Annotated in this window: 19 protein-coding genes and 2 tRNA genes; 13 read left to right on the top strand and 8 right to left on the bottom strand. The window is 68.1% G+C overall.

Annotated elements, in window-relative coordinates; genetic code table 11:
• Positions 1 to 2,710: 2,710 nt before the first annotated feature.
• Genes rsmG through rpmH form a run of 6 tightly spaced genes read right to left on the bottom strand, consistent with a single transcriptional unit; the run spans position 2,711 to position 5,819 of the window.
• Entirely contained in the window at positions 2,711 to 3,346 is a 636-nt protein-coding gene (rsmG, locus tag ACWGPE_RS05555) for a 16S rRNA (guanine(527)-N(7))-methyltransferase RsmG (protein ID WP_275506986.1), read from the bottom strand.
• 29 nt (positions 3,347 to 3,375) lie between these two features.
• Positions 3,376 to 3,873 (bottom strand): Jag family protein, encoded by a 498-nt coding sequence (locus ACWGPE_RS05550; protein WP_231429247.1) that lies wholly within the window; start codon positions 3,871 to 3,873, stop codon positions 3,376 to 3,378.
• 3 nt (positions 3,874 to 3,876) lie between these two features.
• Positions 3,877 to 4,845: a membrane protein insertase YidC gene (gene yidC / locus ACWGPE_RS05545; protein WP_231429246.1), complete on the bottom strand. Its 969-nt coding sequence runs from the start codon at positions 4,843 to 4,845 to the stop codon at positions 3,877 to 3,879.
• Positions 4,846 to 4,854: 9 nt separating this feature from the next.
• Positions 4,855 to 5,301, bottom strand: coding sequence for a membrane protein insertion efficiency factor YidD (yidD, locus tag ACWGPE_RS05540; RefSeq protein WP_231429245.1), 447 nt, complete (start codon positions 5,299 to 5,301; stop codon positions 4,855 to 4,857).
• Positions 5,294 to 5,674, bottom strand: coding sequence for a ribonuclease P protein component (rnpA, locus tag ACWGPE_RS05535; protein ID WP_231429244.1), 381 nt, complete (start codon positions 5,672 to 5,674; stop codon positions 5,294 to 5,296). The genes yidD and rnpA overlap by 8 nt, the downstream gene beginning before the upstream one ends.
• A 7-nt stretch (positions 5,675 to 5,681) precedes the next feature.
• On the bottom strand, positions 5,682 to 5,819 hold the full coding sequence (rpmH, locus tag ACWGPE_RS05530; RefSeq protein WP_022889115.1) for a 50S ribosomal protein L34: 138 nt from the start codon (positions 5,817 to 5,819) through the stop codon (positions 5,682 to 5,684).
• Between the two features lie 438 nt (positions 5,820 to 6,257).
• Between rpmH and dnaA the strand changes: the two genes are divergently transcribed.
• From dnaA to ACWGPE_RS05475, 11 genes are all read left to right on the top strand, one after another.
• Complete coding sequence (dnaA, locus tag ACWGPE_RS05525; protein WP_231429243.1) at positions 6,258 to 7,679, top strand: chromosomal replication initiator protein DnaA; 1,422 nt, start codon at positions 6,258 to 6,260, stop codon at positions 7,677 to 7,679.
• A gap of 460 nt (positions 7,680 to 8,139) precedes the next feature.
• On the top strand, positions 8,140 to 9,291 hold the full coding sequence (dnaN, locus tag ACWGPE_RS05520) for a DNA polymerase III subunit beta (protein WP_452048296.1): 1,152 nt from the start codon (positions 8,140 to 8,142) through the stop codon (positions 9,289 to 9,291).
• 109 nt (positions 9,292 to 9,400) lie between these two features.
• The gene (gene recF / locus ACWGPE_RS05515; RefSeq protein ID WP_452048295.1) at positions 9,401 to 10,708 is read left to right on the top strand and encodes a DNA replication/repair protein RecF; all 1,308 of its coding nucleotides are present in this window, start codon (positions 9,401 to 9,403) and stop codon (positions 10,706 to 10,708) included.
• Positions 10,701 to 11,189, top strand: coding sequence for a DUF721 domain-containing protein (locus ACWGPE_RS05510; protein ID WP_231429240.1), 489 nt, complete (start codon positions 10,701 to 10,703; stop codon positions 11,187 to 11,189). Before recF ends, ACWGPE_RS05510 begins: the two co-directional genes overlap by 8 nt.
• Positions 11,190 to 11,312: 123 nt before the next feature.
• Positions 11,313 to 13,331 carry a DNA topoisomerase (ATP-hydrolyzing) subunit B gene (gyrB, locus tag ACWGPE_RS05505; RefSeq protein WP_231429239.1) on the top strand — a complete coding sequence of 673 codons (2,019 nt, stop codon included), beginning with the start codon at positions 11,313 to 11,315 and terminating at the stop codon, positions 13,329 to 13,331.
• The gene (gene gyrA / locus ACWGPE_RS05500; RefSeq protein WP_231429238.1) at positions 13,321 to 15,939 is read left to right on the top strand and encodes a DNA gyrase subunit A; all 2,619 of its coding nucleotides are present in this window, start codon (positions 13,321 to 13,323) and stop codon (positions 15,937 to 15,939) included. The genes gyrB and gyrA overlap by 11 nt, the downstream gene beginning before the upstream one ends.
• A gap of 6 nt (positions 15,940 to 15,945) precedes the next feature.
• On the top strand, positions 15,946 to 16,350 hold the full coding sequence (locus ACWGPE_RS05495) for a DUF3566 domain-containing protein (RefSeq protein WP_231429237.1): 405 nt from the start codon (positions 15,946 to 15,948) through the stop codon (positions 16,348 to 16,350).
• A 64-nt stretch (positions 16,351 to 16,414) separates the two neighbouring features.
• Positions 16,415 to 16,488: transfer RNA gene (locus ACWGPE_RS05490), tRNA-Ile, on the top strand.
• 42 nt (positions 16,489 to 16,530) lie between these two features.
• A tRNA-Ala gene (locus tag ACWGPE_RS05485) sits at positions 16,531 to 16,603 on the top strand.
• Between the two features lie 120 nt (positions 16,604 to 16,723).
• The gene (locus tag ACWGPE_RS05480; protein ID WP_231429236.1) at positions 16,724 to 17,113 is read left to right on the top strand and encodes a hypothetical protein; all 390 of its coding nucleotides are present in this window, start codon (positions 16,724 to 16,726) and stop codon (positions 17,111 to 17,113) included.
• A gap of 58 nt (positions 17,114 to 17,171) precedes the next feature.
• Entirely contained in the window at positions 17,172 to 17,615 is a 444-nt protein-coding gene (locus tag ACWGPE_RS05475) for an NUDIX hydrolase (RefSeq protein WP_231429235.1), read from the top strand.
• Positions 17,616 to 17,841: 226 nt separating this feature from the next.
• Here the strand turns inward: ACWGPE_RS05475 and ACWGPE_RS05470 are convergent, their stop codons facing one another.
• Complete coding sequence (locus ACWGPE_RS05470; RefSeq protein ID WP_231429234.1) at positions 17,842 to 18,087, bottom strand: hypothetical protein; 246 nt, start codon at positions 18,085 to 18,087, stop codon at positions 17,842 to 17,844.
• Between the two features lie 487 nt (positions 18,088 to 18,574).
• A complete protein-coding gene (locus tag ACWGPE_RS05465; RefSeq protein ID WP_231429233.1) occupies positions 18,575 to 19,276 on the bottom strand; it encodes a TetR/AcrR family transcriptional regulator in 702 nt (233 codons plus the stop codon).
• Positions 19,277 to 19,470: 194 nt separating this feature from the next.
• On the opposite strand from ACWGPE_RS05465, the gene ACWGPE_RS05460 reads away from it, so the two are divergent.
• Positions 19,471 to 21,177: an amidohydrolase gene (locus tag ACWGPE_RS05460; RefSeq protein WP_452048294.1), complete on the top strand. Its 1,707-nt coding sequence runs from the start codon at positions 19,471 to 19,473 to the stop codon at positions 21,175 to 21,177.
• Between the two features lie 19 nt (positions 21,178 to 21,196).
• Complete coding sequence (locus tag ACWGPE_RS05455; protein ID WP_231429231.1) at positions 21,197 to 22,846, top strand: ABC transporter substrate-binding protein; 1,650 nt, start codon at positions 21,197 to 21,199, stop codon at positions 22,844 to 22,846.
• The last annotated feature ends 41 nt before the right edge of the window (positions 22,847 to 22,887 follow it).

The raw sequence follows: 22,887 nt of genomic DNA, 5'->3' as shown, positions 1-22,887 counted from the left end.
TTGGCTCACGTGGCGCCGGTTCGCCGGGCGGGCAGTCCGGCCCGAGGAGTGCCGTCCTCCCGCGACCTCCGTCCTGGTGAGCGCGGAGGCGAGTTCGCCGATCTCCCGGAACCAGGCCGAGCGAGCTCGCCGTTCAGTGATCGGGGAATGACCACCACTGCCACGAGCGAGCGTGATGGCTCGGGTCGCCGAGTTGAGCTCTTCGGAGCGGAGACGATGTCCAGACTCGATCATCGTGCAGTCGCTGCGTGGTCAGGTTCGTCGGCAGGAGGTCATGACGGGATCGCGGTCACACCGATCGACCCTGCCGTGCGAAGTCGGAACCACGGGGAGTCCGAATCCTCGCCGCAGGCTGGAGCTCAGTTCGGCGCCCGGCCATCGCGCCGCTGAGCATGCGCGTGGGGGAGTGGCACTCGCATGTCTGGCGCCTGATGTTTCACGTGAAACGTCGCGAGTACTTTCCCGAGTTGCCGAAGCTCCCCTGGCTGTCATGGCATCACGCCCAATCGATGCCGGAGCACGCGAGCGCTCCACGCTCGCACCCATCGATGTGGTGACGCCAGCCGAATCCGTGACTGCGTGCACCTCAGCGGCACGGCGCATTCGCCGTTTCACGTGAAACGAAGTCCAACTGCCCACCATCAGCCACTCGCATCGGAGACAATACCTGGCGGAGTCGGGAGACTGTGTGCGCTCGGGGACGAACGCATTCGATCATCGGTCACCGACTCCGCCAACTGACTGACACGAACGGCTCGCTCACCGATCCGAGGGGCGGGGGACGTGAACGGGGTCGCACAAATTTGCCGCTGGAATCGAGATGTCGACCGACGAGACCCGCCTCAATCGGCCCTCAGGCGACTGTCGAGCACTCCCGCCGGCCAGCCCTTCGCGTCAGCTTCAGCAGTGCGCTCTGCCCTGCAGGGTCGAATGCCACGTGATGGCTCTCGAAGGCTGAGGCCACCCGCCGGCCATGGGGGAGCGGCCGATCAGCTCGGGATGCGCCAGACCGCAACCGCGGGGCACTCGCCCAAGGTGCCCGCCGTCGCTCTCACGAGGCGGTCAGACCGGCCGCACCCGAAGCTGACCCGCCTCACGGCGGCCCGGTCGAGCCACGAACCGTTCCGACCATGTGATCCATTTCAGCCGCAGAGCCTCCCAACTCGGGCCGCCGCTTTGGGCCGAACGGCCCGAGGGTCCGACATCCAACGTGACCGCGCGGCCGCAACGCGCCCAGCAGAGCGAGCGGCATCCGGCGACCTCCCCACACGAGTTGCGACGTCCGCTCTCGGTACGAAGCCCTGACCGGCCGCATCCTGAACGAACGGCGACCACGATCGGCGCACTCGATCTGCCTCACTGTGCAGATCACCGTGCATCCACGACGCGCTCGGCGATCCAATCGGGCACGACCGACGGTGCAGCGAAGGATCGGGGGGCGCATCGAAGGAGTCAACCCAACGACCGTGCCGAGTCGCTCTTTTGAACGAGTCGCACCGGGGAAGAGCGACATCGCTCGCATCACGCACGCGGACTCCCCAGCTCTCCCACGCGCCCGTCGCCCGTCCAGAGATGGACTCGATCGCCTTGGAACCCGGTGTCGCGCGACACTCAAGATTCGCCCCACACCCCCCAATTCACCGACCGCTCCAACGAAACGGAGGCCGGCTGGACGAACTCCCGGGGCAGACACGCGTGGCCTTTGGGCCGCCAGTTCAGCCAAGCACCGTCCCACGTCCCCCTGACGTCTCGACCTCCCTGATGTGCCTCATCGCGGCTGCGCCCACCCGGATGCCGTCCGCGCGACCAAGCGATGGTCGCGTCGACGCCACCGTTTCACGTGAAGCACATGTGCGACCCATCAGGACGACCAACCCGTTCTGCTCCCGCCGGCGACTCAGCATCCACCGGCCGGCCACGATCAGGTTCATGAAGTACCCGTGCCGTGGCGACTCGTCGCGAACGTTCGCCCCGGGCGCTCGGCGCGACGATTCCGGCGGCATTGGTCCGTGCTGGAGCGGGCATCCAAGCCCCACTGCTGTACTGGTCGACCCAGCACTGCGCCAACAGGGCTGGCGCATCCTCGCGTTCGACCGAGATCGCGCAATACGAGCGCTGCTGCAAGGGTTCGTGGCCGCGGCGGTGACCGAGCTGTTCGATCGGGTGAGGGAACGCGTCGACTTCAGGTCACGAAGCCCATCGGCCCGCACACCCCGCCCGAACGCACGCGTGATCGCGCGCGGCGTCCTCGGCGCCTGGCTCACGCTGCCACTCGCAAGGCCCGTGATCATCGACACCTTGAATGGCAGACCGAAGATCGTCTCGCCGCCGGTGGCACAGACGACTCCTCCTCGCCGCGGGGGAGCGCAGTGTGGCGACGGGTGCAAGCACGCTGACGATGGGCGACGGCAGGCACAGTCCCGTCCGGCACGGGTGTGGCACGCGTCACCGCTCAGACACGGGAAGGTGATCGATATGGACCCGCGCACGCGAAGCGGACGCGAACGTACATGCCCGCGACTGCTCACGACACGACACCGAAGGACCGCCGCCTGGGGGACTACACGACACCGCGGGAAGCGGCGAGTCTCCAGCCGAGGCCGCGATAGAACCCCGCGCTCGACAGCTCGCCGGCACCTGCCACGCGTTTCACGTGAAACGACAGGGTCCGCAGAGCACGGCGGTGCAGCCGACCGCTCGATTCACCCGATCAGTCGACTACGGCGCGGAACACGCGGGTGACTTCCGAGTCGGGCACGACGCCCTCACCCAGCAGAAGCACCTCGACGTCGCGCAACCGGTACTTGCGAATGACCTTCTCGGCCTTGCCGATCTCGCCGTCGACGCCTGCGCCCTTCATCAGCACGAGCTCGCCGCCGGGCCGAACCAGGGGAGCGGTCACGGGAATCAGCGTGCGCAGTGCGCTCACGGCTCGCGCGGTCACCTGGTCGAGCGACTCGAACAGCTTCGACTCCTCGGCTCGCGCGCGCACGACCGTCACGTTCGAGAGGTCGAGTTCCCTCGCCTGTCGCTCGAGCCACGCCACCCGACGCTCCATCGGCTCGATCAGCACGAATTCGACGTCGGGGCGTGTGATCGCGAGCACGATGCCGGGCAGCCCGGCACCGGAGCCGACGTCACCGACGCGGCCGGGTCGCAGCAGCGGCGCCACCAGCGCGCTGTTGACGATGTGCCGGGTCCACAACCGGGGAAGTTCGAGCGGGCCGATCAGGCCGAGCTCTTCACCATGGCGCGCAAGGGCGGCGGTGAACGCACGGCCCTTCTCGAGATGCTCGCCGAACAAGCCTGCGGCGGCTGCGGGTTCGGGTTCGAGTCCGTCGGTCATCGTTTCACGTGAAACGTCGGGCGTCGGCGTCAGCCGACTCGGGTGATGACCGTGTGACGCTCCGAGCCCTCGCCGCGCGACTCCGAGTGGAAACCCTGCTCGGCGACGAGGTCGTGCACGAGCTTGCGCTCGTACGACGACATCGGGGGGAGCGAGGCCTCGGCCGCGCCGCCCTCGATCCGCTCGACCGCGCGCGTCACGAGCGTCGCGAGCTCGTCGCGGCGCGCGTCGCGCGAGCCGCCGATGTCGAGGATCAGACGTGAGAACGAGCCGGTCTTCGTCTGCACCGCCAGGCGAGTGAGCTCCTGGAGTGCGCTCACGGTCTCGGGCTTCGAGAGCAGGCGCAGGTTGGCACCGTCACCGGCGTTCACCGAGACGTACGCACGGCCGTTCCGGGCGTCGATGTCGATGTCGCCGTCGAGATCGGTGATGTCGAGCAGTTCCTCGATGTAGTCGGCCGCGATGTCGCCCTCTTCTTCGAGCTGGGCGGTCGAACGCTCTTCGGCCTCGTGCTGCACGTCGGTCATGGTCTACTTCCCCTGCTTCTTGGCGCGCGACTTGCTCATAGGCTGCTGGCGCTGAGTCTTCTTCTCTTCGACGACGATCGTCGTTCCCTCGTCCTTGTCCTCGACGACGAGCTTGCCCTTCTTGGCAAGGCGGGCCTCGCGCGCCTTCGCCGCCTCGCTGCCGGGAGTCGGCATGTTGCGGATGACGACGAACTGCTGACCCATGGTCCAGAAGTTCGAGACGAGCCAGTAGAACATGACGCCGAGCGGGAACGCGACGCCCGAGAAGGCGAACACGAGGGGGAGGAGGTACAGCAGGATGCGCTGCTGACGGAACATGGGGCTCGCCTTGGTCTCGGGCGACATGTTCTTCGACACGATCTGCAGCTGCGTGATGAACTGCGACGCCGTCATGAGCACGATCATCGCGAGGGCGATGAGCATCGTGTTGATGCTGAACGGCTGGCCCGCGACCATGAGGTTCCACTCGCCGATGAAGGTCGAGTTGAGCGGGGCACCGAGGAACTCGGAGTTGGCGAACGAGTTCGCGAGCTCCTGGGTGAGCAGGCCGACACCGGCCTTGTCGTGCTGCGCGTCGTTGAGCACCGAGAACAGTGCGAAGAAGATCGGCATCTGCAGCAGCAGCGGCAGGCACGACGACAGCGGGTTGGTGCCCGTCTTCTTGTAGAGCTCCATGGTCTCGCGCGACATGGCCTCGCGCGAGAGCTGATCCTTCTTGCCCTTGTACTTGTCCTGGATCTTCTTGAGCTGCGGCGCGACCTCGAGCATGCGGCGCTGGCTCTTGATCTGACGCACGAAGATCGGGATGAGGGCCGCACGCACGACGAGCACGAGGCCGACGATCGACAGCACCCAGGTGACGCCGGCGTTCGGGTCCATCCCGATGAAGTCCCAGAAGGAGTGGAAGGCGACGAGGATCAGCTCGACGGCCCACTTGATGGGCCAGAGGATCAGGCCGATGAGTTGGTCCATGGGTGGCGGTCAGTCCTTTCGGGACGGGCTGGGGGAGGAGATCATGGCGGCTGCGGCGGGCTGCACCCGCTGCGCCGAGAATTCGAAGGATGCCTCGTGGCCGGTGTGCGACGCACCGTGCACGTGAGCGGCCGGAGCCGAGGCATCCGCCTTCACGTAGCCCGCGGGGAGCACCCAGCCGAAGCGGGTCACGCGGTACCGGTCGTGGCGAGCCGGGCGCACGTCGTCGATGCCGCCGGGCGACCACGGATTGCAGCGGAGGATGCGCCAGCCGGTGAGCAGCGACCCGATGACGAGACCTCGCTGCTGCACCGAACCGAGGCCGTACGCCGAGCACGACGGGTAGTAGCGGCAGACGTCGCCGTAGAGGGGCGAGATCAGCTTGCGGTAGCCGCGGATGAGGAGCACCCCGAGGTTGCGGGGGATGAGTACGACGAAAAGGGCGAAGTCACGCATGCGACTCGCCCTGTTGCTGTTGCGCCGGCACCGACGTGCGCACGCGGCGCTTCTCGATCGCGCGGATCACGTCGGCCCGGAGCGAGGCCCAGTCGGCCTCGGCCGCCGACGGGAGTGCCCGCACCACGACGTCGGTGCCCGCGAAGCCGTCGCCGAGCACCTCGTGGCACGCCGCCTTCAAGCGGCGGCGGACGAGATTGCGACGCACGGCGCCGCCCACCTTCTTCGAGACGATGAAGCCGAAGCGCGCGTCGGTGCCCGACTCCCGTGAGCGCATGTAGCTCACGGTGTGGGCACCGGCGACCTTCGCACCCCGGCGCACGATGACTCGGTAGTCGTCGGCGCTCGTGATGCGATTGGCTTTGGCGAGCACCGACGAATTACGCGGACAGTTCGGTGCGGCCCTTGGCGCGGCGCGCCGACAGGATGGCACGGCCCGCGCGGGTGCGCATGCGAAGGCGGAAGCCGTGCTTCTTGGCACGACGACGGTTGTTCGGCTGGAACGTACGCTTGCTCATTCTTCTTCTCCGGCTGTCGAATCTCCTCGCCGGGAAGTGGCTGCGACAGGTGCTGCAGCGCGGCGGCGGGAAAACTGGGTGCCCGAAAGGGCTGGGGTCAACTGATTAAAACTACGGCCTCGACGGCCGCCGGTCAAACCGACGGGAGCGCACGAGCGCGCAATTCGAACCCCACAGTATCGCTCGAACCTCGATGCATCCTGTGGAACGACACGCCCGCGATGTCGGATCCTCCGATCGGCATTTGTCGGGGGCGGCATCCTCGGATAGCGTTTGACACCAGTTATCCCCAGCTTCGTGCGCGGAATCCCGGGCGAGTTCCCGAATCTCCCCACAGGCAGTGGAAAACGCTGTGAACACACGCCTCGCGCCGCTCGCTTCGTCGATGGGGGATCGATGAGCGGCACACGAGAGCACCGAACTTGATTGCGGGGAACGATGACAGAACAGCCCATTTCCGAGACGTGGGCGACGATCCTCGATCGACTGTCTGACGACGACGCGATCACCCCGATGCTCCAGGGTTTCCTGAACCTGGTCGAGCCGAAGGGCATCGCGGCCGGCACGTTCTACCTCGAGGTGCCGAACGACTTCACCGCGAGCATGCTCAACCAGCGGATGCGCGTCTCCCTCCTCTCTGCGATGAGCGCGGTCGAGGCGCCGTCGCCGGTCACCTCCTTCTACGTCGTGGTGAACCCCGAGCTCGAAGAGGTGAGGGCCGCCGCCGAGCAGCAGGCCGGCTACGCGAACGAGCCCGACCCCGTCGAGCTGCCGGCGTCGCCGCAGTCGGTGTTCGAGAACACGAGCCCGGTCTCGCCGCGCGACACCCGCCTCAACCCGAAGTACTCGTTCGACAGCTTCGTCATCGGCCAGTCGAACCGCTTCGCGCATGCCGCGGCCGTCGCCGTCGCGGAGGCGCCGGCGAAGGCCTACAACCCCCTCTTCATCTACGGCGACTCCGGCCTCGGCAAGACGCACCTCCTGCACGCCATCGGCCACTACGCGATGAGCCTGTATCCGGGCATCCGCGTGCGGTACGTCTCCTCCGAGGAGTTCACGAACGACTTCATCAACTCGATCGCGAACAACCGCGGCTCCCTCTTCCAGCAGCGCTACCGCAACATCGACATCCTGCTGATCGACGACATCCAGTTCCTGCAGGGCAAGGCGGAGACGCAGGAGGCGTTCTTCCACACCTTCAACACCCTGCACGACCACAACAAGCAGGTCGTGATCACGAGCGACGTGCCGCCGAAGCACCTCACCGGCTTCGAGGACCGCATGCGCAGCCGCTTCGAGTGGGGCCTCATCACCGACGTGCAGGCGCCCGACCTCGAGACGCGCATCGCGATCCTTCGCAAGAAGGCGCAGTCCGAGCGCCTCCAGGTGCCCGACGACATCCTCGAGTACATGGCGTCGAAGGTCTCGTCGAACATCCGCGAGCTCGAGGGCACGCTCATCCGCGTCACCGCCTTCGCGAGCCTCAACCGCACGCCCGTCGACATGCCGCTCGTGCAGACCGTGCTGAAGGACCTCATCACCGACGACAGCGACAACGTGGTCGCGCCGGTCGACATCATCACGGCGACGGCCGACTACTTCAAGCTCACCGTCGACGACCTGTACGGCTCGAGCCGTTCGCAGGCCGTCGCGACCGCCCGGCAGATCGCGATGTACCTCTGCCGCGAGCTCACGAACCTCTCGCTGCCGAAGATCGGCCAGCTCTTCGGCAATCGCGACCACACCACGGTGATGTACGCGAACAAGAAGATCTCGGAGCTCATGAAGGAGCGCCGCTCGATCTACAACCAGGTGACCGAGCTCACCGCGCGCATCAAGCAGACCGCGCGCTACCGCTGAGTCCGTTTCCACCCTTCTGCAGCGCCCCTGCAGACCATCTCCGAACGGTTCCCACAGTTGTGGAGAACCTGTGGATTGTTAACGAGCAACCGCGTCACGACTGTTGACACTGTTCGGTCGGCTGTGCAGAACACCGTTCGGCGTTCTGCGCGCACTCGAGGCATCCGCGCTCGAATCCACACGGTGTGCACAGATGCGATCGGCTGAGATCGGCACCGTTCCGCGGGTCTCCGAACACCATCCACAGTTTCCACAACGGTTAACACCGTTAAGAGAGAGTGGTTAAAGGGGTGATTCCCACAACCTCGAGGTCGAGGTGCGTCGAGCGCCGGGCGACCCGGTCGATGGTGGATGCCGCGCTGCGCCGTTCGATCGGACGGGTGAGCCGGATTCACCGGCATCACGATCGGCTCTGCGGATAGCATGGGAGCCACCAAGCGACATCCACGACGGGAGAACCGTGAAGTTCCAGGTCAATCGCGACGTCTTCAGTGAGGCCGTTTCCTTCGCCGTCAAGCTGCTGCCGCAGCGCACCACGCTGCCGATCCTCTCGGGCGTGCTGATCCAGGCGAACGCCGACGGCCTCGTGCTCTCCTCCTTCGACTACGAGGTGTCCTCCCAGACCGAGATCCAGGCCGACGTCGAAGAGCCGGGCACCGTCTTGGTCTCCGGCCGGCTCCTCGCCGAGATCGCCGGCCGCCTGCCGAACGCGCCCGTCCGCGTCGCCACCGAAGAGAGCCGCATCTCGGTGAGCTGCGGCTCGGCGAGCTTCACGCTCCTGTCGATGCCGGTCGAGGAGTACCCGTCGATCCCCGAGATCGGCGAGCAGTCGGGTCTCGTCCCGGCCGAGGAGTTCGCGGCCGCCGTCGCGCAGGTCGCCGTCGCCGCGTCGCGCGACGACGTCACCCCGGTCATCACGGGGGTGCAGCTCGAGGTGCGCGAGAACAGCCTCGGACTCGTCGCGACCGACCGCTACCGGGTCGCCGTGCGCGAGATCGACTGGGACGGCGGCAATGTCGGCGGCGATGGCGACACGGTCACCGCACTCGTCCCCGCGCGCACCCTGCAGGAGGTCGGCAAGACCTTCGGCCACTCCGGCAACATCTCGGTGGCCATCACGAACCGCGACGACCGCGAGCTCATCGCCTTCAGCGCCGACAAGAAGACCGTCACGTCGCTGCTCATCAAGGGCAACTTCCCGCCCGTGCGCCGACTCTTCCCCGACACGGTCGACAACTACGCCGTCATGAACACGGCCGACCTCATCGAGGCCACTCGCCGCGTCGCCCTCGTGCTCGAGCGCGAGGCCGCGCTGCGGTACAGCTTCACGGCCGACGGGCTCACCCTCGAGGCGATCGGTTCGGAGCAGGCCCAGGCCTCCGAGTCGATCGACGCGATCCTCACGGGTGACGACACGGTCGTCTCCCTGAAGCCGCAGTTCCTGCTCGACGGCCTCGGCGCCGTCCACTCCGAGTACGTGCGCATCTCGTTCACGAAGACCGAGAACCCGAACAAGCCGGGCCCCGTGCTCATCACGAGCCAGACCTCGCGCGAGCAGGCCGGCTCCGACAGCTACCGCTACCTGCTGCAGCCGAACCTGCTGCTGCGCTGAGCGCGCGCCACACCTTCAACCGGCCCTTCAACCGGCGCGGATGTCTCGGCGCCGGCGTGTCGGCGGCCGCGGGTAGCGTTGTCGTGGTCGATCGAGAGGAGTGGTGCCCGTGCACGTCGCACGCCTCTCATTGACCGACTACCGCAACTACGCCCGCGCCGAGCTCGAACTCGGCCCCGGTGCGACGGTGCTCGTGGGTCGCAACGGGCAGGGCAAGACCAACCTCGTCGAGTCGATCGGCTACCTCGCGACGCTCGGCTCGCACCGGGTCTCGAGCGACCAGGCCCTGATCCGGGCGGGTGCCGACGCGGCCATCGTGCGAGCTCAGCTCGCGCACGGCGACCGGCGCGTGCTCGTCGAGCTCCAGCTCAACCGGCAGGGTGCGAACCGTGCGCAGCTCAACCGCTCGCCGGTGAAGACGCGCGAACTGCCGCGCTACGCGCACAGCGTGCTGTTCGCCCCTGAAGACCTCGCGATCGTGCGCGGCGAGCCGGGGGTCCGTCGTCGCATGCTCGACGAGCTGCTGGTGCAGCGCTCACCTCGCCTCTCCGGGGTCATGGCCGACTACGACCGGGTGCTCAGGCAGCGCAACTCGCTCCTGAAGAGCGCGCGGGCCCGCGGACTGGCGGCCGACAAGCTCACGACCCTCGACATCTGGGACGAACGGCTCGTCGCGCTCGGCACCGAGATCATCGACCAGCGCATCGCACTCGTCGCCGAGTTGGGCGACCCCGTCGCCGCGGCGTACCGGTCGATCGTCGACGCCGACCACCGGCCGGAACTGCGCCCGGTGCTGTCGGTCGACGGGGCCGACGTCGACGGCGACGGGGCGGCCGGTCTCGATCGGGGAGCCGGTGGTGTCGTCGCGGCGGAGCACAGCGACGACGCGCATCGAGACCGGGCGGGCGCCACTCGACCAGCGGGGTCCACCGCTGACCGGTTCGCCGCCGCGCTGCGTGCGCTCCGCGGCAAGGAGCTCGAGCGCGGCGTCACGCTCGTCGGGCCGCACCGCGACGACGTGCTGCTGCTGCTCAACGGACTGCCGGCGAAGGGCTATGCGAGCCATGGCGAATCGTGGTCGTTCGCGCTCGCGATCCGGCTCGCCTCGGCCGAGCTGCTTCGTCGCGACTCGTCGACCGGCGATCCCGTGCTCGTGCTCGACGACGTCTTCGCCGAGCTCGACCGCCTCCGGCGGGAGCGCCTGGCCGAGGCGATCGGCGGATTCGAGCAGGTGCTCGTGACCGCTGCCGTGCTCGAAGACGTGCCGACGCCGCTCACGGCGCGTATCGTGCACATCGAGGCCGGGCGCATCGTCGACGGCGAGGCGACGCTCGGGCAGCAGGGTGAGCGCGGCGGCGAGTCCGACGACGCCTCGGTGTCCGTCGCCGAACACGAGGAGGGGGCCGCCGATGACTGACGTCTCCGAGGCCGCCCGCGTGTACCGGCACTTCCGCGAGATCTTCGGCGGTGAACCGCGTGTGCGACCCGGCCGCGCTCGAGTCCGCACCCGCGACGAGTCCGGCAGCCAGCCGTTCACCCCCGGTCGCGACCCGAAGCCGCTCGCCGCGACTCTCGACGGACTGAGTTCGCAGCTCGGCTGGACGGGCCCGCTCTCGCAGCACGACGTGCTCGCGTCGTGGGCGGAGATCGTCGGCGACGAGACCGCGCGGCACTCCGAGGCGATCGCGATCGAGGGCGGCGTGCTGCAGGTCAAATGCGAGTCGACCGCGTGGGCGACGCAGCTTCGACTGATGCGCACGCAGCTCGTCACCGAGATCGTCTCGAGGTTCCCCGGCGCGGGGGTCGAGACCATCCGCTTTCAAGGACCCGACGCCCCCACCTGGAAAAGGGGTCCCAGATCGGTTCCAGGGCGCGGTCCTCGCGATACCTACGGCTGAAGAGGCGAAAACGGTCGCTCGACCTGAGTTATCCCCTGAGAAGGCCCGTCGGCGGCCGGTCGGGACACTTGGTTTGATAGGATCGAACGTCGCCAGAACGACGGTTTGGAGCCCGATTCACCCATGACAGCGGAACCGACGAAGGCCCAGAGCGCGCCCGAATACGGCGCAGACGCGATCCAGGTTCTCGAGGGCCTCGAAGCGGTACGCAAGCGGCCCGGCATGTACATCGGATCGACCGGGCCCCGAGGGCTCCACCACCTCGTCTACGAGATCGTCGACAACTCCGTCGACGAGGCGCTCGCGGGCTATGCGACCGACATCGACGTGACGATCCTGCCCGACGGCGGTGTCCGCGTCGTCGACAACGGGCGAGGCATCCCCGTCGACGTCCACAAGACCGAGGGCAGGTCGACCGTCGAGGTCGTGCACACCGTGCTGCACGCCGGCGGCAAGTTCGGCGGCGGCGGATACGCCGTCTCCGGCGGACTGCACGGCGTCGGCGCATCGGTCGTGAACGCACTGTCCAGCCGGTTCGAGGTCGAGGTGCGCCGGCAGGGCCACGTGTGGCGCCAGGCGTACGAGATCGGCGTGCCGATGGCCCCGCTCTCGCAAGACGAGGCGAGCGATGCGACCGGCACGACGACCACCTTCTGGGCGAGCCCCGAGATCTTCGAGACCGTCGAGTACGACTACGAGACGCTGCGCACCCGCTTCCAGCAGATGGCGTTCCTCAACAAGGGCCTGCGCATCACGCTGACCGACCTGCGTGCCGGCCACGTGGTCGTCGACCCCGACGACACCGCAGAGGTCGAGGCGGACGCCGCGTCGTCCGGCCCGCGCACCGACACGTTCCTCTATGAACGCGGTCTCAGCGACTACGTCGAGTACCTCAACAAGTCCAAGCGGTCCGAGCTCGTGAACGACGAGATCATCTCGTTCGAGGCCGAGGACACCGAGCGCAACATCGCGCTCGAGGTCGCGATGCAGTGGACGACGGCGTACACCGAGTCGGTGCACACCTACGCGAACACGATCAACACGCACGAGGGCGGCACCCACGAAGAGGGCTTCCGGGCCGCGCTCACGACGCTGATCAACCGCTACGCCCGCGAGAAGAACATCCTCAAGGAGAAGGACGACAACCTCTCCGGCGACGACGTGCGCGAGGGGCTCACCGCGGTGATCTCGGTCAAGCTCGGCGAACCGCAGTTCGAGGGCCAGACGAAGACGAAGCTCGGCAACACCGAGGCCAAGTCGTTCGTGCAGAAGGTGACCGGAGACCAGCTCGGCGACTGGTTCGAGCGCAACCCCACGCAGGCTCGCGACATCATCCGCAAGGCGATCCAGGCGGCGACCGCCCGGCTCGCGGCGCGCAAGGCGCGCGAGGCGACCCGGCGCAAGGGCCTGCTCGAGTCGGGCGGCATGCCCGGCAAGCTGAAGGACTGCTCGTCGAAGGACCCGTCGCTCAGCGAGATCTTCATCGTCGAGGGCGATTCGGCCGGCGGATCGGCCGTGCAGGGGCGCAACCCCGAGACGCAGGCGATCCTGCCGCTGCGCGGCAAGATCCTCAACGTCGAGAAGGCCCGCCTCGACCGAGCGCTCGCGAACAACGAGGTCCAGGCGATGATCACGGCGTTCGGCGCCGGCATCGGCGAGGACTTCAACACCGAGAAGGCCAGGTACCACAAGATCGTGCTCATGGCCGACGCCGATGTCGACGGCCAGCACATCACGACCCTGCTGCTGACGCTGCTCTTCCGCTACATGCGGCCGCTCATCGAGCTCGGCTACGTGTACCTCGCGCAGCCCCCGCTCTACCGGCTGAAGTGGTCGAACGCCGACCACCAGTTCGTCTACTCCGATCGCGAGCGTGACGCCCTGCTCGTCGACGGGCAGGCGAAGGGGTGGCGCATCCCGAAGGACAACGGGATCCAGCGCTACAAGGGTCTCGGCGAGATGAGCTACCAGGAGCTCTGGGAGACCACGATGAACCCCGAGACCCGCACGCTGCTGCAGGTCACCATGGACGACGCGGCCGCCGCCGACGAGATCTTCTCGACCCTGATGGGCGAAGACGTCGAGAGCCGCCGAAACTTCATCCAGAAGAACGCGAAGGACGTGCGTTTCCTTGACATCTGATGTGATCGAACCCGGCGACAACGGCGAGGGCCCCGGCATCCACGGCAGGATCGACCAGGTCGACCTGCAGCTCGAGATGCAGCGCTCGTACCTCGACTACGCGATGAGCGTGATCGTGGGCCGTGCCCTGCCCGACGTGCGCGACGGGCTGAAGCCCGTGCACCGCCGCGTCATCTACGCGATGTACGACGGCGGGTACCGTCCCGACAAGGCGTTCTCGAAGTGCGCCCGCGTCGTGGGCGACGTCATGGGCCAGTTCCACCCCCACGGCGACACCGCGATCTACGACGCGCTCGTGCGCCTCGTGCAGCCGTGGAGCCTGCGCTACCCGCTCGCGCTCGGCCAGGGCAACTTCGGCTCGCCCGGCAACGACGGCGCCGCCGCTCCGCGATACACCGAGACCAAGATGGCTCCGCTCGCGCTCGAGATGGTGCGCGACATCGACAAGGAGACCGTCGACTTCCAGGACAACTACGACGGTCGCACCCAGGAGCCGTCGATCCTGCCGGCGCGGTTCCCGAACCTCCTCGTCAACGGTTCCGTCGGCATCGCGGTCGGCATGGCGACGAACATCCCGCCGCACAACCTCCGCGAGGTCGCGTCGGGCGCCCAGTGGTACCTCGAGAACCCCGAGGCATCCCGCGAGGAGCTGCAGGAGGCGCTCCTGCAGCGCATCAAGGGACCCGACTTCCCGACGGGTGCGCAGATCCTCGGCGTCAAGGGCATCACCGACGCCTACCGCACGGGTCGCGGCTCCATCACGATGCGCGCCGTCGTCGACGTGGAGGAGATCCACGGCCGCACCTGCCTCGTCGTCACCGAGCTGCCGTACCAGGTCAACCCCGACAACCTCGCCATCAAGATCGCCGACCTCGTGAAGGACGGCAAGGTCTCGGGCATCGCCGACATCCGCGACGAGACCTCCGGCCGTACCGGCCAGCGCCTCGTCATCGTGCTCAAGCGCGATGCGGTCGCGAAGGTCGTGCTGAACAACCTGTACAAGCACACCCAGCTCCAGGAGAACTTCGGCGCGAACATGCTCGCGATCGTCGACGGCGTGCCCCGCACGCTCTCGATCGACGGCTTCATCGCGCACTGGGTCGACCACCAGATCGAGGTCATCGTCCGTCGCACGCAGTACCTGCTGCGCGAGGCCGAGGCGCGCATGCACATCCTGCGCGGCTACCTCAAGGCGCTCGACGCGCTCGACGAGGTCATCGCCCTCATTCGCGCCTCGGCCACGGTCGACGTCGCCCGAGACGGCCTGAAAGAGCTGCTCGACATCGACGACCTGCAGGCCGACGCGATCCTCGCGATGCAGCTGCGCCGACTCGCCGCGCTCGAGCGCCAGAAGATCATCGACGAGGCGAACGAGCTCGAGGCGAAGATCGCCGACTACAACGACATCCTCGCGACGCCGGCGCGCCAGCGCACGATCGTCTCCGAGGAGCTCGCCGAGATCGTCGACAAGTACGGCGACGAGCGACGCACGCACATCATGCCCGGGTTCGACGGCGACATGTCGGTCGAAGACCTGATCCCCGAAGAGGAGATGGTCGTCACGGTGACCCGTGGCGGGTACGTCAAGCGCACCCGCAGCGACAACTACCGGTCGCAGCACCGCGGCGGCAAGGGCGTCAAGGGCGCGCAGCTGCGCGCCGACGACGTGGTCGACCACTTCTTCGTGACCACGACCCACCACTGGCTGCTGTTCTTCACGAACATGGGCCGGGTCTACCGGGCGAAGGCGTACGAGATCCAGGAGGCCGGCCGCGACGCGAAGGGCCAGCACGTCGCGAACCTGCTCGAGATGCAGCCCGATGAGGAGATCGCCGAGATCCTCGACATCCGCGACTACGAGGCGGCGAAGTACCTCGTGCTCGCGACCCGCGGCGGGCTCGTCAAGAAGACCGAGCTGACCGCGTACGACACCAACCGCTCGCGCGGCGTCATCGCGATCAACCTGCGCGACGGCGACGAGCTCGTGTCGGCGATGCTCGCCGACGAGCACGACGAGATCCTGCTCGTCTCGAAGAAGGGCATGTCGCTCCGCTTCGAGGCGACCGACGAGGCGCTGCGCCCCATGGGTCGCTCGACCTCGGGCGTGAAGGGCATGGCGTTCCGCGACGGTGACGCCCTGCTCGCGGCCAACGTCGTGCCCGGCTCCGGCCTCGAGTCCGGCACCGTGCCCGATTCCCGTGAAGCCGCCGAGAATACGGTGGATGCCTCGGCCGAGGCCGACGGCGACCAGTACGTGTTCGTCGTCACCGAGGGCGGCTACGCCAAGCGCACCGCGGTCGACCAGTATCGCCTGCAGAACCGCGGCGGACTGGGCATCAAGGTCGCCAAGCTGAACGAAGATCGCGGCGACCTCGCCGGCGCCCTCATCGTCGGAACCGACGACGAGGTGCTGGTGGTCCTTGCCAGCGGCAAGGTGGTACGCTCCGATGTCGCCGAGGTCCCCGCCAAGGGCAGGGATACGATGGGCGTCGTCTTCGCGAAGTTCGCGATGGACGACCGGATCATCGCCATCGCGAAGAATTCCGAACGGAATCTCGTGGAGGAGGCCGCCGAGTCCGAAGCGGCCGAGCCCGCGGGAGAGGAGTAATCGTCTATGAGTAGCGTCGCCGAGAAGCTGGCCCGCAAGTCGAGCAAGCGCCCGCCGGCCAAGCAGGTGCGCCTGCGGCTCGTCTACATCGACTTCTGGTCGGCGGTGAAGCTGTCGTTCCTGGTCGCCGTGTGCCTCGCGGTCGTGTCGATCGTGGCGACCTTCCTCATCTGGACGGTGCTGAACTCGACCGACGTCTTCGACAAGCTCAACGAGCTCGTGAAGGACGTGGCGGGCACGGGCGGCGACCTGTCGTCGGTGCTGTCGCTCGGCAACGTCATGGGCTTCGCGATCGTCGCGTCGCTCCTGAACCTCGTCGTGACGACCGCCCTCGGTGCGATTCTCGCGGTGCTCTACAACCTCAGCGTGAAGATCACGGGCGGAATCCTGGTCGGCTTCACGAACAACTGAGCCGGCTTCGGCTCGATTCGGACTTTCGCCCGGAGTCGGGTAGTCTGTCCTTCGGCCGAAATTCGGGGATATAGCTCAGGCGGTTAGAGCGCTTCGCTGATAACGAAGAGGTCCGAGGTTCAAGTCCTCGTATCCCCACTCCACAACTCCACATCGCAGGTGCCGTACGGCACCTGCCCGGGGGCCTTAGCTCAGTTGGTAGAGCGCCTGCTTTGCAAGCAGGATGTCAGGAGTTCGAATCTCCTAGGCTCCACCCTCGCTCCGCCGAATCGGCGTGATTTCCACCCGCCGTCAAGACGCCGACTCCGGTAGCCTTGAGCCAAACGAGATCGGCGATCCCGGCTCGTCTCGATCACAGCGAAAGGCGACCGCGATGAACATGTGGAGCAACTTCTGGGACATCTTCAGCGGGCTCTTCGGCGTCTTCGTCTTCGTGGCGTACCTCGCGGTGCTGCTGACCATCATCCTCGACCTCTTCCGTGACCCGAAGCTCGCCGGCTGGGCGAAGGCGGTCTGGCTGATCTTCCTCGTCTTCGTGCCCTTCCTCACGGCACTCGTGTACGTCATCGCCCGTGGCCGCGGGCTCGCCCAGCGTGAGCGGGCGAAGCGCGGACTCGAGCAGGAGTACATCGACGACCGGGGCAACGTCTCGCAGGCGAGCGTCACTCCCGAGGTCGCGAAGGCGCAGGGACTGGGCGGCGATCCGACCGTCAGCCGCTCGTCGTTCGACTCCGTGCAGAACGACTCGATGATCCAGAGCTGAGGCCGAGCTCGGCGACACCGGTCGAGCGCGTCGCCGACCGCCCGGGTAGGGTGACCGAATGGACATCCGCATCGCCGCGTACGCCGTGATCATCCGCGACGGCGAGATCCTGCTCTCGCACTGGAACGAGCACGGTCGCTCGGGCTGGGCCCTCCCCGGCGGCGGCATCGAGGGCGACGAGCACCCGGTCGTGGCCGCACGGCGCGAGGTGGCGGAGGAGACCGGCTACGAGGCATCCATCGATCGCCTGCTCGGCATCGACACGATGGTCGTTCCTGCGGCGAAGCGGCACACGGGCGCAGTACCGCTCTACGCGATGCGCGTCGTCTACCGGGGGCGCGTCGTCGGCGGTGAGTTGCGCAACGAGGTCGGCGGATCGAGCGACGAGGCACGCTGGGTGCGACTCGACGAGATTCGACGGCTCAAGCGCGTGAGCCTCGTCGACATCGCGCTGCGCCTGAACGACGCCGAACCCGCCGACGGGGTGCCGCCGACATCGTGATCCGGCACCCGCAGTCCGGGAGGGCTCTGGGGGTCAGGCCGTCGGCCGCGCCGGCACGACATCGACGTTCCGGCCGAGGCCGAACCGCCGGTGACGCGCCGGCGCGGTGGTGCCGGACCGCTCGGCTGAGGCATCCCGGCCGGGCGAATGGGGGGACGGCGCCGCCGCGAGGGCGACGGCGCCGTCCGCTGGGGTGATCATCGTGCTGGCCATGGGTATCGGCCGATCACAGGTGGGGGGCGATGAGAGCGACCCGCTGGAGGTCGCCGCCACGGACCCGGTGCGCGAGGCGCGTGTTCTGCTGTCGCAGCATCACGGCGTCGTGCGAGAGGCGCTCGCTCTGACGGCGGCTCCACGCGATGAGCGCGAGGCCGGCCCGCAGGGCGATGCGCTCGTTGAGTCGGCGCGCCTGGGCGCGCATCTCGGTGGCCTGTCGCTGCGACTGGCCGAGGGCGAGAGAACTGGTGTTCACGGTGTGTCCTTCATTCAGGGTGTTGGGAGGGTGCACCGGTCGGTGCGGAGAGCGTCGCCGCGGTCGCGGCGACGTCGTCGAGGGGTGATGCGGCGACGGCGGAAACGCTGTTCCGGTCACCGGGAGGCGGCGAAGGCCGCGGACCGACGAGGTGGCGGCGAGGCATCCGAGCGTCGGTCGCCCGATGCGTCGGGCATGACGGATGCTGCGGACAAGCCGCGGCTCGCACCTCGAAGGTGGCTGGCGAACGCGCTTCAGCGCGTGACGCCGGGGCGGAGAACTAGCAGGCCGGAGCGGTGAGGAGGATCACCGAGCGGCCGGCCGTGAATGCTGGCGTGAAGATGTACTTCATCATCGGGATCAACTCCTCTCTTCGTCTCCGGTGCGATTCGCACCGAGATCAGACACTAGCGGGGAACTCACGCCGACCGCAAGGCGTTTTCTCAGATTTCTCGGAAATCAGTGCAGGCCCTGAGCCCGGGTCGCGTCAGGCGAGGTCGGCGGCGGTGCGCTCGGCCGACTGGATCACGGCCTCGACACCGAGCATGAACAGCTCGCGGTCTTCCAGGTCGAGCAGTCGCGTGTTGATCGAGGTGATGAGCGGGTAGCGTCGCGGGTCGGCGAGCAGCGGCCCTTCGAACCAGGGACTCGGCGCGTCGTCGGCGATGCCGTGCTCGCGCTGCTCGCCGCGGGCCCGCGCGATGCCGGCGGCGCTCGAGAGCATGTGCGACGCGAGCAGCGCGTAGTGGCGAACGAGGTCGTCGCCGGTGAGCCCCGCACGACTGAAGCAGTCGAGCATGAACTCGATCGCGTCGAGCTCGCCGGTGCCGTGCGTCGTGAGCACGGTCGCCTCGACGCCGACCGGAGGATGGCCGGCGATCTGCTCGAGCGTGCTCGCCGCCAACTGCCGGAGCCTGCCGCGCCAGTCGTCGGCGTCGGCGGTCACCGCGAGGAGACTGCGCCGGGTGAGTTCGTCGAGCAGCGCCTGCATGAGTTGGTCTTTGTTGCGGAAGTGGCGGTAGATGGCGGTCGGGTCGGCACCGAGGTGCGCTCCGAGCTCGCGCACCGAGAGCGAGGTCGTCGAGGCGGCGGCGAGTTCGAGACCGGCCGCGATGATCGAATCGCGATCGAGCCTGGTCTTGCCGCTCGAGCCGGAGGCGTCGCGCCGTCGCGTGGTGCTCGTCGGCATCTGGGCTCCCTTCGGCTGCTGTGCCATTCATGCTGCCACGCCCGCGACCCCTGTGTCGCGAAGACCTCGCGAGCGTGGCAGCCCGCCCAGCATAACAATCGGATCAATCGTGATGTCAACACTGTTGACATCACGAAGGGGCCCGGGCTAGTGTCACCACGTCCGACGCATTCGATGAGGAACGAGGGGCCGAGTTGCCTGTTGCCGACGTGCTGTTCACCGGCGGAGCCGTGTTCACCGGAACGGGGGAGCCCCTGCACGGGCACGCCGTCGCCGTGACGGGCGGCCGCATCGCCGCGATCGTGCCCGAGAACGAGGCATCCGCCCTCGTCGGCGAGGGCACGCGCGTCGTCGAGCTGGGCGGTGCCCTGCTCAGCCCGGGCTTCCAGGACGCGCACATCCACCCGGTCGGCGGCGGCGTCGAGCTGCTGCAGTGCAACCTGACCGAGGCCGAGAGCGCCGACGAGGCCGTCGCGACGATCGCCGCCTACGCCGCGGCCAACCCCGATGAGCCGTGGATCCTCGGCGGCGGCTGGTCGATGGACCACTTCCCGGGCGGCGCGCCCGTGCGGGGGCTGCTCGACGCGATCGTGCCCGACCGGCCCGTGCTGCTCGTCAGCCGCGACCACCACAGCGCATGGGCGAACACCCTCGCCATGCGACTCGCCGGCATCGACGCCGAGACCGCCGACCCCGTCGACGGACGGGTCGAGCGCGAGAACGACGGGCACCCTGCCGGCACCTTCCACGAAGGTGCCGCCGACCTGTTCTCCGACGTCCGGCCGGGCACCGACCCCGAGCTCGTCTACCGGGGGCTCCTGCGTGCGCAGGACGAGCTCATCGCGCTCGGCATCACCGGCTGGCAGGACGCCCTCGTCGGAACGATGAGCGGCGTGCCCGACGCGCTCGACGCCTACCTGCGGGCGATCGACGAAGGCACGCTCAAGGTGCACGTCGTCGGCGCCCAGTGGTGGGAGCGCTCGCGCGGCATCGAGCAGGTCGACGAGATGATCCGCCTTCGTGAGGAGATCCGCGCCCGCGGCCACGAGGAGCGGTTCTCGCTCGCCACCACGAAGATCATGGTCGACGGCGTGGCCGAGAACCAGACCGCCGCGATGCTCACGCCCTACCGCGACGGCCACGGCCACGACACGCACAACCACGGGCTCTCGTTCGTCGACCCGGGGCTGCTCGCCGAGGCCGTCACCGCGCTCGACGCCGCCGGGCAGCAGGTGCACTTCCACGCCCTCGGCGACCGTGCGGTGCGCGAGGCGCTCGACGCGGTGGCGGCGGCACGCGAAGCGAACGGGCCGAGCGACGGCCGGCACCACCTCGCGCACCTGCAGATCGTGGCCGAGGCAGAGACCGCCCGGTTCGCCGAGCTCGACGCGATCGCGAACATCCAGGCGCTCTGGGCGACCCACGAGGACCAGATCGACGAGCTCACCCTGCCCTTCCTGCAGGACGGCCAGGAGGCGCGCCAGTACCCGTTCGGCGAGCTCGTCGCGCGCGGGGCACGACTCGCGGGCGGCAGCGACTGGCCCGTGTCGACGGCCGACCCGATGGCCGAGATCCACATCGCCGTCACGCGCGTCGCCCCCGGCGTCGATGCCGAACCGCTCGGCGGTGCGCACCAACGGCTCGACCTCGCGACCGCGCTGGCCGCGTACACGTCGGGGACCGCGTACGTGAACCACCGCGACCACGACACCGGGCACATCCGCGAGGGCTACCTCGCGAACCTGGTCGTGCTCGAACCCGATCCCTTCACCGTTCCCGCCGAGGACCTCCACCGCACCACGGTGGCCTCGACGTGGATCGAGGGCGAACCGGTCTACTCCCGACAGGCCGATGCCCTGCCCGGCACCACCCCTTCCACCGAACCGTCCCTCACCGCCTGACCCCGAGGAGGCCCCTCCGATGTCCAACTTCCGAACCCCCGCCGGCCGGCGCAGCGTCGCGCTCGTCGCCGGCGCCGCGGCAGCGCTCCTGGCGCTGACCGGCTGCACCGCCGACTCATCCGACGAGGAGCCCACCGGCGCCGATTGGGAGATCACCGACACGACGCCGGCGCCGTCGGGCGACATCGACTCGTTCAGCTGGGCCAGCTACGCCGAGCCGTACTCGCTCGACTACGCCTACGCGTTCGACTACGCCGACAACCAGGTGCTGTCGAACGTCTGCGAGTCGCTGCTGCGGCTCAACCCCGACTACACGCTCTCGCCGGGCCTCGCCGAGTCGTACGAGCAGACGAGCGACCTCACGTGGGTCTACAAGATCCGCGAGGGCGTCACCTTCCACGACGGCAGCCCGCTGACGGCGGCCGACGTCGTCGCGTCGATGAACCGCATCATCGACCCGGCGGTCGGCTCGTCGTGGTACTCGGTGTACCAGAACGTCGCATCGATCGAGCAGACGGGCGACATGGAGGTCACCGTCACGACGACGATTCCCGACTCGCAGTTCAACCAGGGCCTCGGCGGCTCGGCCGGCGTCATCGAATCGGCGAAGACGCTCGGCGAGAAGGGCGCCGACTACGGCAACTCGACCGGCCTGGTGAACTGCACGGGTCCCTTCGAGATCAGCGAGTGGAAGTCGGGCGAGTCGATCACGCTCAGCCGCTACGACGACTACTGGGACGACTCGCTGAAGGCGAAGGCCGGCGAGGTCGAGATCGTCTTCATGAACGACTCGACCGCGCGCACGAACGCGCTCAAGTCGGGCGACGTCGACGGCGGCTACATGCTGCCGGTCGACGCGATCGACCAGCTGCGCGACTCCGACAACGGCGATGTGTACTTCGGCCTCACCTCGGCGGTGTCGAGCCTCATCGTCTCGAACCTCGAGGGACCGCTCGGCGACCAGCGCGTGCGCCAGGCCCTGCTCATGGCGCTCGACCGCGAGGGCATCCTGGATGCCGCGGCGAAGGGCTATGGCGAGGTGACGAATGCGCTGACCACCGAATCGGTCTGGACCGGTGCGACGGACGCGACTCGCGACGAGGCGTTCAGTGGGCTCGAGGAGTACCCGAACGACCTCGAGGCCGCCAAGAAGCTCGTCGAGGAGGCGGGGGCGACCGGTGAGAAGATCACCTTCGCGACTGCGCCGATCGGCAACGACTTCAATGTGATCTCGCAGGCGACGGTCGCGGCCGCGCAGTCGATCGGCCTCGAGGCCGAGATCGAGACGGTCACGCCGAACGCCTACACCGCGCTCTTCAGCGACCCGAGCGCTCGCGAGGGCATCGACATGTTCTACACGGTCTGGTACCTCTCGAGCCCCGACCCGCTGGAGATGTACGGCGTGCTGCGCACCGGTGAGTTCAGCAACTACGGCAACTGGTCCGACCCCGAGTACGACGAGATCGCCACGCAGGCGGTCGGCACGTTCGACTCGGAGGAGCGTGCGAAGCTCACGAGCGAGCTGCAGCACATCGCGAACGAGCAGCTGCCGTGGCTGCCGCTCTACACCGGACCGATGACGATGTTCATGAGCGACCGCATCACCGGCGCCTCGCCGTCGATCGCGTTCCTGTACTACCCGTGGGCGGCGACCATTGGCGCTCGATAGTTCCACCAAGGCGGTCGCCGCGCAGCGCGCGGCGGCCGCCG

This window comes from Agromyces sp. NPDC055658 (assembly GCF_053618155.1).
The sequence above is the reverse complement of the archived record's forward strand: the minus strand, read 5'-3'. Positions and strand labels throughout refer to the sequence as shown.